This is a genomic window from Paraburkholderia silvatlantica, assembly GCF_003096715.1.
Lineage (GTDB): Bacteria > Pseudomonadota > Gammaproteobacteria > Burkholderiales > Burkholderiaceae > Paraburkholderia > Paraburkholderia silvatlantica.
In genome coordinates this window covers 85,698-97,364 of record NZ_QEOL01000027.1, presented here as the reverse complement: position 1 = coordinate 97,364, position 11,667 = coordinate 85,698, and the positions used below count along the sequence as shown (strand labels likewise).

Sequence of the window (11,667 nt, the reverse complement as noted above, 5' to 3'; positions counted from 1 at the left end):
CGATATTCCCGAACTGGCGAACGTGAATCACGTGTTTGCCAAAGCGGCTGCACGTGTGAGCAACCGCGCCGAGAACAGCCACCAGCCGACTCGCAGGCGCGAACGCCAGATGTGCGGCTTTCGCGATCCGCGTCGCACGCAGGCGTTTCTCTCATGCTTCGGCCCGATCCGGCAGCACTTCGCATTGCCCAGACATCAGATGAATGCGGCACGCCATCGTGCCGTACTCCAAGAGCGCTTCGCCAAATGGCATGGTTGGACTGTCTCTTCCGCAGCCGAGAAAGTTATCTGATAAGGATAACTACGTTGTAGCCAAACAGGCTATCTACGCCCCTCAACTTGACAGAGCCCGTGAGATGGGCAACTACCCCCTCATCAAGTGGCAGGTCATTGTCTTTCGGTCTTTCAGATCGCGCGCTCAAAGATAGCAGCGATTCCTTGTCCGCCGCCAATACACATTGTCTCCAGGGCGAATCGACCTTTGCGTCGATGAAGCTCGTACAGTAATGTGGTTAAAATACGGGCCCCGGTCGCACCGATCGGATGTCCGAGGGATATGCCCGAACCGTTGACATTAAGCCGAGAAGTATCGAACCAGTCCCATTTTTTCAAAACCGCCAAAACCTGACAAGCGAAGGCCTCGTTGATTTCGACGAGATCGAAATCGTCAAACGACAAGCCGGTTCTGGCTCGTAGCTTTTCCACGGCCGGCACCGGTGCGATTCCCATCAAGCGCGGATCGCAACCCGCGATAGTCCAGTCGGTGACAAAGGCCATCGGCGTCAAGCCAAGCGCGTCAAGGCGATCCTCGCTGACTACAAGACAGGCAGCGGCCGCATCGCTCTGCTGACTCGCGTTTCCCGCTGTGACCGTGCCTTCCGGGAGAATGGGACGTAGCGCTGCAAGCGCGTCGATCGTTAAGCCCTCGCGTATGCCTTCATCCTCCTGAAAGCGTTGTTCTTCTCCCCTCGCGTTGGTCGCGACGACGGGTACGATCTCTTCAGCGAACCGGCTAGCCTTGAGTGCCTCCGCGGCAAGGCGATGACTTGAAAGCGCGAAAATGTCTGCTTGCTCGCGGGTGATGCCAAACTCGCGCGCGACGTTCTCTGCAGTTTCTATCATACCTGAGATGTAACCGAAACGTGCCTCTGGCTGAGACCGCTCCCGGCCTCTCTCCAGCCGATCGTGTAGACGTGACGAACCGGAACGCGTGCCCCATCTCATATCGGTTGTGTAATACTCGATGTTGCTCATGCTCTCAACACCGCCCGCCAACACCACCTCAAACGCGCCGGATTGAACCAGCGCCGCAGCCGTCAGTATTGCCTGCAAGCCGCCGCCGCATCGCCGATCGAGCTGCATACCGGGCAGCTCCACTGGCAAGCCTGCCGCGAGTGCCGCCCAGCGGCCGATGCACGGCGTTTCGCCGTTTGAATAGGATTGCGAAAAAATTACATCGTCAATGGCGTCGGCTGGCACACCGCTACGATCGACAGTACCCTTAATCGCGACGGCAGCGAGATGGCCCGCGTCGACGTTGCGCAATCTTCCCCCAAATTTGCCCACCGCCGTCCGGCAAGGGGCCACAATGGCAGCTCTTTTCACTTTAACTTCCCCTATGACGGCCTGTGCCGCCGTTTAGCGAGACAGGACAGGATCCCTTGATAAGTAGATGCAGCGCATCGTCGGTCGTTCCAGCGTTGGCGGGAATACGCGCCACCCGCCATCCTTGTGGTAAAAAAAATACAGTCCCACCGGCCCCGTGTCCTTGTATGCTTCGACGAATACATAGCGCTCTCGGAGCGAATTCCGACTTTTTAAGCGAGTGACGCAAAGCTTTTCCGCGGCTGTCGGTGCGAGCCAACTGCCGACTACCTGGTGCAGAGACTTCCCTGTCTTAGCCATCGAGGTTTCCTAAACGATTGCAACTAGCCACACGAAAGAACATCCACGGTTGACGAGGCGGCGATCATGCTCTTGCGCGACAGTTCGGCTCGACAAACAAACAACCCTATGAAAAGCAGTATGACTGCGGCCGATTGGACCCGAAAGTCAAGTCCCGGCTCAAAAACTCTTTTTCTCCCGTACAAATGCCATACACACCGTGGCCAGAGCTGGCCCGGCAGCAAGCGTTAGGAAGGCGTCGGGAAAAGACCGAGTGGTCTGGAACACGGCTCCCACGACGGGAGGGACGGCTACAATGCCAAGTTGCCAGAAGGCATTAATCAGTCCGATCGCCGAAGCGGCGCGACCGCGGCTGACAAGCTCACCTGCCATCAGCGTAATCAGTGGTGTATAGGCAAAAGCAAATGCGCCGAGCAATGCGACAGCAATGCGAAGTGCTGTCACTGATTGCAACCATCCGAATAACGCAAGCGAAATACTAAATGCTATCCAACAGGCGATAACAAGAGCTTTGCGCTTACCGCCGAGGCGATCGGAGACAAATCCTATGAGAGGTTTGGAGATTACCGCTCCTACACCGAACATTACCATGACGTTGCCAGCAGCCTGCGCAGACATATGACGTCCGAGGGTCATGAGGGCGTTCGCCCAAAACGCGAAACCCCAGGTACCCCATAGCCCTCCGAAGCCGGCGATACCGAGAAGCACATAGTTACGGTCTAAGAACAGCGAGACGGGTCTCGATGATTCGCGAGAGACATCAACAGTGTTGGTTTTTTGGGGGGGCTGGGGGGCCTCTCTTAACGTCATTCCGCAAAGTAGGGCATATGCGCTCGTCGCTGCTCCGAGGATGATATAGACGCTACGCCAGGAGTATTGAGCTAATGCGAGGGGAATCAGCGCGTTGGCGAGTACGAGGCTAGCCGAAGAAGACGTCACTAGGATGCCGACGGCTCGGCCACGTTGCTTGACGTCAAACCATGCGGCGACGATTAAGACGCTCGCCGCGAAATCAGCTCCGGCCGCCACACCCATTAAAGATTGCATTATTAAGCCATGGGCGACGGACTGGACCTGGCTAAAGCCCGCAGTTACCACGCCTAGCACGAGGAGGGACAATACGAGCATTTTCTTCGGACCAATCCGATCAGTCACGATTCCACCTATGCAGTTCGCGATAACATAGCCTACATAGAACGCTGTGACGAATACGCCAAGCGCCGCGACCGGGACGCCGAAGCTGTGCCCGGCCGGGACAGCTATGTTGGCCCACGCGATACGATCGAGAAACGACGTCAGCATTGCTCCCCAAGCGATTAGAAGTACTGCCCATCTAAATCTTCCGTTCAATTCGCTTTCACACGGCTTATTGTCAATGGTCGCGTCGGTCGTGTTCATCCGGTGTCTCCGTGTCTTATCTGAGCGGTGCATGCCGACTCAGGTTTTCGTTGCGATTTGATGCTAGCGGGTGCGGCGGTACAGTTCGACACCCACGAGCTTCTCGAGATCTAGTAGGGTGAGCCCACTAAAGTTTTCTACGATCTCAAGCCCGCGATGCGTCACATCAACAACGAGCATGTCGGTATAAACACGGTTCACGCACCCAATAGCCGTTATAGGGTAGCTGCAGTCCTGCACAATCTTGCATTTACCTTCCCGTGTGAAAAGTTCCATCACCACCACTGTCCGTTTCGCCCCGATCGCTAAATCCATCGCGCCCCCGACGCCGGGGACAGTCCCAGCTTGGTCGACGTGCCAATTGGCGAGGTCTCCGTTTACCGATACTTGGTAAGCTCCGAGCACAGTCAAGTCCAAATGGCGACCTCTCACCATCGCGAAGGAGTCTGCGTGATGGAAGTACGAACCGCCCCGCACCAAAGTAACCGGTTGCTTTCCGGCGTTAACGAGATCCCAGTCGACATCGGCTGCTGACGGTGCTGGACCCATGCCAAGGATCCCGTTCTCGCTGTGGAAAATCACTTCGCGATTTGAAGGTATATGTTCGCTAACCAGCGTTGGCAATCCAATCCCGAGATTGACGTAGGCGCCATCAGGGATATCTTGGGCAACGCGTTGAGCAAGTTCTTGTCGGGACAGCCGATTTACGTTTGTCATTTTAAGAATCGGGGAATCAGGGAGCGGGAATAATGGCTTAGATCGCCGACGGTACGACATAGTCGATGTAAATTCCCGGTGTCACGACACATTCGGGGTCGAGCGCGCCTAGGTCCACAACCCGGTTTACGGACGCAACTGTCACGGCGGCGGCCGTAGCCATTACCGGGCCAAAGTTGCGGGCGGCTTTTCTGTATGTGAGATTACCCCAACGGTCGCCGACGTCAGCTTCTATCAACGCCAGGTCCGCATGCAGGGCTGATTCGAATACGTAGTGGTCGTCGCCGATCTGACGCGTTTCTTTTCCTGCCGCTAGCGTCGTGCCGATTGCAGTGCGTGTAAAAAAGCCGCCGATGCCAGCCCCTGCAGCGCGAATACGCTCTGCGAGCGTTCCCTGTGGGACAAGTTCCAATTCGATATCACCAGCCAAGTACAGGCGGTTGAAAACATGGGAATCAGATTGACGCGGGAACGAGCATACGATTTTCCGAACACGGCCAGTGTCGAGCAATGCAGCAATACCAGTTTCACCATTACCAGCATTGTTACTGATGATTGTGAGATCTCGAGCGGTCGTAGCTATGAGCGCATCGATCAATAAGGTCGGCTGTCCCGCACCACCGAATCCTCCAATCATTATGGTTGCGCCATCGCGAAGCTGTGCGAAGGCGTCCGAGATAGTATAGGTGAGCTTGTTGATCATTTCTGTTAGAGAAATTTCGACAGCGAGTTTCGCGAACCCGCAGACCAAGTTTTGCGCTTGCGGTTCACCGCATTCAAGTCTCGCCAGCGGGGCGCAACGATGAGGTTCGCCTTTTTAGTTGAGCAGTCGGCTCGTCGTGAACGATGCGAGGCGCGTTACAGTCATGTTATTGAGGCGGTATCAAACGGTCCAATTCACAATTTTGATACCTGTTATACACATTGCGATCAGTACCGTGGTACGTTGTCTTGCCTCGGCCTGTGGTCCCGAAAGTGTTCAGGCAAGCAATGGGGAGAGCGTGTCTGGAATCTCGTGCCAGATTGCGCTGGCCGCGGCTGTCAGTGGTCGACCCGCTGGTGTGGCTAGTTGGAGCCGGCGATTAATCGCCGGTTCGACAATTTCCCACGCCCCGAGCTTGCCTGTCTCTATTTCGGGTATGACAGTGGACCGGGGCACGATTGAGTAACAGAGTCCGCGCGCGGCAAGTCCGATCTGCAGTCGCACAGAATCGATTTCCAGTTTCACGAGCAGTGTGAAGCCCGAAGCCTCTGCGCGCGAGTCCAGTGTTTGACGAAGACTATGCACGCGACGTGGCAATGCGAGTGGAAGACCATTCAACGCATCGAAGGCAATATTGCCTTGCGGGCGGACGCCTGGGTAGCGGACACCGACAAGACACAAATTCTCGTTGAGAATCGGCTCCAGTCGGAGACTTTCACCGCTAGGCGGATTGTATAGAAACGCGATATCCACTTCGCCTCGCTGGAGCTTCTCAATAAGATGACCGCTCAAGGCGGCATCTACGCGAATCAAGACATCAGGAAAGCGTTCCATGAGCTCTGCGATTAGCGGAGGACCATACACTTCTGCAAATGTCGGTGGCATGCCAATGGTGACCTCGCCGACGATCTTAGATGAAATCGCGCTGACTTCCGTACAGGTATCGGCAACGTAGCGAAGAATTACCTGGGCCCGTTCGAGCAATTTCTGCCCAGCTGCGGTCGTGTCCATCCCTCGTCCGTGGCGTTGGAACAACTCGACCCCCAGTTCTTCTTCAAGCATGCGTATCTGCCGGCTTAGGGCCGGTTGCGCGGTATGAAGCCTATCCGCTGCTTTGGTCAGCGTCCCGAGTTCCACTATCTGGACAAAGCTGCGCAACTGCCTGATTTCCACGGGTTAGTCCTCCAGTCCTGGGAAACTCGCGCCACTATGCCGCACCGGACAGAATCATCTGGAGCACGTTGAGGTGACGAACGGGTCCGAGGCGCCCGCTGGCGCCGGGAGCTCGAAAGCGGCAATCGTCATCGAGATGAGCCCATAGTAACCGAGAATTCCGACCAAATCGACGACACCAGCCATGCCAAGCTCTCCGAGAGCAAGGCGCCAAGTTGCATCGGAAACCCGCCCGGTCTTCAGCAACTCATGCGAGAACTTAAAAGTCGCCTCTGCGTCAGTTTGCTCGAAAGAAGGAGCTCGGTTTGCGGCGATTGCACAGAGCGCGTCGCCGCTGACACCTGCGTTCAGCGCATGTCGCTCGTGCGCTGCCCACTCGTAGCCAGAGCGCCAATGAGCAGCGGTCGTCACGATGGCTAACTCGGAAAGGCGTGGAGGTAGTGCGCTCCCAAACCGGCAATACTCTCCAAGTGCTTGAGCGAGATCGGCAAGCTCCGGATTGTGAAGCCAGATTCGTAGTGGCCCAGTCACGGCTTTCCGCTGCCCCGAGGCGATACGCTCATAGACTTCCAGTTGCCGTGGCGTGAAAACATTGGGATCGAAATTCGGATAACGATACATTATCTTCAACCTAAAAATGGGCGATCAATTCGCGTGACTAGAACTTGTGGCGAATCCCGAGGATGGCCGTCCACTGCGATTTTGTAGTTGACGGGGAGAGGGAGTAGATCTGCGCTACCGCCGCGGCTCCTCCCGCACGTTGATAGATCCCGTCGAGATACAAATCAGTCCGCTTGCTGAGGAAGTAGTCACTGCCAACATTCACCTGGTTATAATGCGGCTTTGCGTCGTTCGCGGTATAACGACCGAATGTGAAGATGTAGCCGAGACCAACCAAGAAGCTTGGTGTTACGGATTTGCGGATCGATACTTCCACGTTCTGTAAGCGTAGACCCGTGGTATCCATATATCCAAACGCGGCATTCGAGTAAATGCCCGCCAACACCCAGTCGCCCAGTGCATAGGAACTGGCCACGACAAACACCGATTGGCTTTCGACACCCGCTTGTCTGCCTGGGCTTGCCAGGAACGGAGAGGTGAAGCCATAACCATTATTGTCAACAGCGCCACCGGAGTTGGTGACGCTTGCCGGATGATTCAACCGGCTATATGCCGTTGCCAACTGAAATGCATTTCTGGAGTAAGTGCCGCCTATGGACCACGCGCTATTGTTCGAAAATTGTCCCGATGCATTAGAGAATGCGAATTGGCCTGCGACTTTTAGGCCGCCGTAGTTAGTCGACTGGTAACGGATAGAGTTATTGAAGCGGAACGAGTTGAAGATGTTATCGTTGTCACCCACGTGCGCGCCGAACGCGCCGAAAACGACGCCCGACTGGAACAATGGGATGTTTTGGGCGATTTCATCGTACTGCCTGCCCAGCGTGACCGTGCCGAATCCCGTGGAAGACAACCCGACGTATGCTTGCCGGCCGAACATGCGCCCGCCTTGCGAAGCGGTACCGTTGGTCAAAGAGAAGCCGTTCTCGAGTACGAAAAGCGTCGAAATCCCACCGCCTAGATCCTCAACACCCCTCAAGCCGAAACGGGGATTCTGTTGGGGACCAGACAGCATCATCGTTTGACCGTGACCACCAGCATTGTCGGTGTATACCATGCCCACGGATAGCAGACCGTACAAGGTGACGCTGCTTTGCGCGTGCGCATTGGCTGCACCGAAAAGCAAACAAGCCGACAACATGCTGCAGAGGTGATATAGCCCGCTGCAACCTCCGCTGAAGAAATCGCCCCGTGAGTATCGGGCGTACGTTTTCATATTCGTCTCCTTAATTATTTTATAATATTTGTATTACCAATTAACCGAAACCAAAAAGGCGCGCGGGATTTTCCCAAAGGATCTTGTTTCTATCATGGTAGTTCGGTACACAGTGGCTGAGCCATTCGAACTGCGGACCGTAGTCCACGCGGCGCCCAATGTTGACGAACGGCCAATCGGATCCCCACACGCAACGTTCGACGCCAAATGCTTGTATGACACGTTGGACCCAAGGCGCCACGTCTTCGAAAGGTTCATCTTGATTCGAAGTCCTGAACGCACCGGACAACTTAGCGTAAGCGTTTCCCTTGTCGGCGACGCTGAGAAGCGCTGCAAAGCCTATTTGGTCGGGTCGCCCTAGAACGTCGGGACGACCGAAATGGTCGAAAAGCAGTTTGACGCCGGATTTTTCGAGCAGGGGCATAGCTGGAACTAGATCGTCGGCGATCGAATGAATGTCCAGAAACCACCCTGCTTCTTTCATCCAAGCAAGAAGGCGTGCGCTGGAGTTAGCGGTAAGCTCGCCAATACCGAGAGCAAGATTGAACCGCACGCCGACGATCCCCGAATCGGCGAGGTGGCGAAGGAGCGGTTCGTTGAACGTACTGGGATCGACGAGCGCAATGCCTTTAAATCGTCCCCCCGACCCAGCGATCGCATCGAGTATTGGGCCGTTTTCTGTTCCGTACGGGGCTGCGGCGACTAAAAGTGCATGGGTTAAGTGGTGCGCAGAAAGGGTGGCTGTCAGTTGAGCAGCAGTGCCTCTAAATGCAGCGGGCGGCACGTATCGTGGTGCGTGCGAAAAGTTGTAGCACGGGTCGAAGATGTGCACATGACAGTCGACAGCTTGATCCATCGTTGGGCGTGGGTCGTTCATGACGATGCCTGCTTAGATAATGTCTGCGGCTTTGAGCGAGTCGATTTCCGATTCGGAGTAGCCGAGAGATTGCAAGATTGTGAGGGTGTCTGCCCCCAGCGCTCGCGGCGGAAAATCGATACGTGGGCCGTCGCTCCGGAACGCAAACGGGGCAACGGGAACTGAGAAAGGGCGGGGAACACCAAGGCATTCCCGATGTTCATGAAGAACTCGACGCGACTTAATTTGGGGATCCTGAAGTGCCTCGGTCATACCTCTGACACGGGCAGCAGGTACGCGGTGCTCTTGAAGCAGGCTTTCCCATTCGTCAGCAGTTTTAGTGAGAAATATGCTAGATAACAACGCGAATTCCTTATGCCTATCTGCGATGCGTTCTCCTTCGTCGCATTTAATCATTTCCGCATGTCCGAGTAGACGCCATAGTCGCGCCTGTTGGCGATGGTTGGCAGCTGCGAGCATCAGCATCCCATCGGCCGTCTCGTAGCAGGAAATCGTCGCAGTGAAGTGGCTGTTTCCCATCGGACGCGGAATGTGTCCACCGTATGTATAGGAAGTGATCTGGGCGCCCATCAAAATCATCGCGACATCGAACATGGAGACATCTATATGTTGGCCCCGGCCTGATTGCTGTCTTTGATAGAGGGCGCTTGCAATTGCGAATGCGGCGCTGGTTCCGGTTGCGTAATCGACAACGGGAGAGCCGATTCGAACCGGGTTCACCTCGGGGGTACCGGTATGTGCCATAAGGCCTGACGCCGCCTGGATCACAAGGTCATAGGCGGTCTGTTCTTTGCGAGGAGCAGTCTGCCCAAATGCGGAGACGGAGCAGTAGATAAGCCCGGGATTAGTGATCGAAATCTGTTCGTAGCCCAGCCCGAGGTCGTCCAAAGCACCAGGGCGGTAGTTTTCGACAAATACATCGGCGGTTGCCACCAGTTGTGTCAGGATCTCTTGGCCGCGCGACGTCTTTAGATTCAGTGTCATGCACCGCTTGTTCGACGCCTGTGCAAGGTATGTGGTGGCCATCCCAGCTGTGCGCAACTCCGAGTCCGGGCCTTGATCGCGTGTTTGATCGGGATCAAGAGGATTTTCAACCTTAATAACGTCCGCACCAAGCAACGCCAACTGGTAGGTTGAAAATGGCCCAGCGAGGACGTGCGTGGCATCGATGACCTTGATTTTTTCGAATGGACGATTCGTCACTATCTGTTCTCCGGCATGTACGACTTTCCGACGTTCGGCGTGCTGTCGCTCGGTCCTACGTGGGCCGTGCGCGAAGCGGCGTTCGAATTCACTTTAACTTTGAGAAACACACGAGATCCAATACAAGTTTGCGAAAGCTGCTATGCGTAGGGCGGATCTGAGCTGGTCAGGGTCGACTTGCATCTACAGCGGAGGGGTGCCGCAAGGCAGCCGCCGTTCGACGCGATTCGGTTAGTCGGTGCGGGAGCGTGCGAGGCGGCGATAGCGGACGGCACCGGCAACACGTTGGAGTAACGAGGAGTGAGGCGACCCTCACAGCAGGTAGCGAGCGGAGCGACACCCGCGCATGATCGGCTATTTCTTCTGGCGCAAGCTCAGATTTGACGCCCCACTCGAACTGGATGAAGCGGACGGCTACCCGCAGTTCATTACGACCTGGTGCAGTATCGTCTGATTTATCTTGCGCTAATCTGAGCGGTTCTGGTGCAAATATGAGACCCGCGGGGTAGGCTCAAGGGTTTATTGATCCGCGCAGGGCAAACGGCTCTGTCAGGTTGGTGGGGAGGCAGCGGTAGAATCGACAGATGAAGAAGACAAGATCGCTTTATCACGGCCACCGCTTTCCTGCCGTTGTCATCAGCTGTGCGGTTCGCTGGTATTTCCGGTTCAACCTGAGTCTGCGCGACATCGAGGAGTTGTTGCTCGAGCGTGGTGTCGTGGTCACGTACGAAACGATCCGCTGCTGGTGCGACAAGTTCGGCGCCGGATTCGCCCAGTGCGCCAAAGCGGCGCGGCGCAAGCCGGGCGGCACCTGTCATCTGGACGAGATGTTCGTGACGCTGCGTGGCGAGCCGTATCTGTTGTGGCGTGCGGTCGACGAGCATGGCACCGAACTCGATGTGCTGGTGCAAAAGCGGCGTGACAAGGCCGCGGCAAGGCGCTTCTTCCAGAGCGTGCTGCGTTCGAACCCGGTGCCTCGCCGGATCGTTACGGACCAGCTGCGTAGCTATGCGGCAGCGAAGGCCGATATTCCCGAACTGGCGAACGTGAATCACGTGTTTGCCAAAGCGGCTGCACGTGTGAGCAACCGCGCCGAGAACAGCCACCAGCCGACTCGCAGGCGCGAACGCCAGATGTGCGGCTTTCGCGATCCGCGTCGCACGCAGGCGTTTCTCTCATGCTTCGGCCCGATCCGGCAGCACTTCGCATTGCCCAGACATCAGATGAATGCGGCACGCCATCGTGCCGTACTCCAAGAGCGCTTCGCCAAATGGCATGGTTGGACTGTCTCTTCCGCAGCCGAGAAAGTTATCTGATAAGGATAACTACATTGTAGCCAAACAGGCTATCTACGCCCCTCAACTTGACAGAGCCGCAGCCAGGACATGATGCTGTCCTATAGTCTTGCTGCAGTTCAGAGCCGTAATGCTGACGACGGAAGTCTGGATGAAGACGTCGAACTTGTCGCGGCCCTTCTCTTTCTCGCCGGTGCGCTCGAGTCCGGCCGCATAAACGCCGGCGACCAAGTCGTCGCCGAGATCCGCATCCCGATCTTATCCAAGCTGCGCGCCAAACGAAAGCGTTTCATGGTCCGGACGCCCTTACCCGTACCGTCGATGGAACGCATCAGGGATCGTGGGGCGCTCTGCTTCTGGACCTGTACGAACGCGTGCTGAACGGCGACAATACGAAACTGTTGAGCATCGAAGCAATATGCTGCGACGTGGTATTGATCCGGCAGCGGCTTCGCTCCTGGTGGGAGATTTTCCCTTAAATATAGACTGCCGAATCGGCCAACAGAAATTTTTTACTCCATCTTTCCATGCTCTCGCAAAGGATCGAAATTCCGGATCA

At 56.0% G+C, this 11,667-nt stretch carries 11 protein-coding genes and 1 pseudogene; 3 read left to right on the top strand and 9 right to left on the bottom strand.

Annotated features, from left to right (window positions below; all coding sequences use genetic code 11):
• A pseudogene (locus C7411_RS29640) lies at window positions 1-292 on the top strand (IS6 family transposase); the annotation flags it as partial.
• Window positions 293-405: 113 nt separating this feature from the next.
• Here C7411_RS29640 and C7411_RS29635 read toward each other — a convergent pair.
• The 9 genes from C7411_RS29635 to C7411_RS29590 all read right to left on the bottom strand — a co-directional run bounded on the left by C7411_RS29635 (window position 406) and on the right by C7411_RS29590 (window position 9,813).
• Window positions 406-1,605 carry an acetyl-CoA C-acetyltransferase gene (locus C7411_RS29635; protein WP_110387541.1) on the bottom strand — a complete coding sequence of 400 codons (1,200 nt, stop codon included), beginning with the start codon at window positions 1,603-1,605 and terminating at the stop codon, window positions 406-408.
• A 459-nt stretch (window positions 1,606-2,064) separates the two neighbouring features.
• Window positions 2,065-3,303: an MFS transporter gene (locus C7411_RS29625; RefSeq protein ID WP_165822913.1), complete on the bottom strand. Its 1,239-nt coding sequence runs from the start codon at window positions 3,301-3,303 to the stop codon at window positions 2,065-2,067.
• A 63-nt stretch (window positions 3,304-3,366) separates the two neighbouring features.
• Complete coding sequence (locus tag C7411_RS29620) at window positions 3,367-4,020, bottom strand: 3-oxoacid CoA-transferase subunit B (RefSeq protein WP_110387538.1); 654 nt, start codon at window positions 4,018-4,020, stop codon at window positions 3,367-3,369.
• Between the two features lie 37 nt (window positions 4,021-4,057).
• The gene (locus C7411_RS29615) at window positions 4,058-4,723 is read right to left on the bottom strand and encodes a 3-oxoacid CoA-transferase subunit A (protein ID WP_110387537.1); all 666 of its coding nucleotides are present in this window, start codon (window positions 4,721-4,723) and stop codon (window positions 4,058-4,060) included.
• 276 nt (window positions 4,724-4,999) lie between these two features.
• Window positions 5,000-5,896, bottom strand: a complete 897-nt coding sequence (locus C7411_RS29610; protein ID WP_110387536.1) for a LysR family transcriptional regulator — start codon at window positions 5,894-5,896, stop codon at window positions 5,000-5,002.
• Between the two features lie 54 nt (window positions 5,897-5,950).
• Window positions 5,951-6,517, bottom strand: coding sequence for a carboxymuconolactone decarboxylase family protein (locus tag C7411_RS29605; protein ID WP_110387535.1), 567 nt, complete (start codon window positions 6,515-6,517; stop codon window positions 5,951-5,953).
• A gap of 37 nt (window positions 6,518-6,554) precedes the next feature.
• Window positions 6,555-7,733 (bottom strand): porin, encoded by a 1,179-nt coding sequence (locus tag C7411_RS29600; RefSeq protein WP_243413392.1) that lies wholly within the window; start codon window positions 7,731-7,733, stop codon window positions 6,555-6,557.
• Between the two features lie 40 nt (window positions 7,734-7,773).
• Complete coding sequence (locus C7411_RS29595; protein ID WP_110387534.1) at window positions 7,774-8,610, bottom strand: amidohydrolase family protein; 837 nt, start codon at window positions 8,608-8,610, stop codon at window positions 7,774-7,776.
• 12 nt (window positions 8,611-8,622) lie between these two features.
• The gene (locus C7411_RS29590; RefSeq protein WP_181431391.1) at window positions 8,623-9,813 is read right to left on the bottom strand and encodes a CaiB/BaiF CoA transferase family protein; all 1,191 of its coding nucleotides are present in this window, start codon (window positions 9,811-9,813) and stop codon (window positions 8,623-8,625) included.
• Between the two features lie 584 nt (window positions 9,814-10,397).
• On the opposite strand from C7411_RS29590, the gene C7411_RS29585 reads away from it, so the two are divergent.
• Window positions 10,398-11,129 carry an IS6 family transposase gene (locus C7411_RS29585; RefSeq protein ID WP_110387533.1) on the top strand — a complete coding sequence of 244 codons (732 nt, stop codon included), beginning with the start codon at window positions 10,398-10,400 and terminating at the stop codon, window positions 11,127-11,129.
• Window positions 11,130-11,198: 69 nt separating this feature from the next.
• Complete coding sequence (locus tag C7411_RS29580; protein ID WP_110387532.1) at window positions 11,199-11,489, top strand: hypothetical protein; 291 nt, start codon at window positions 11,199-11,201, stop codon at window positions 11,487-11,489.
• Window positions 11,490-11,667: the final 178 nt, after the last annotated feature.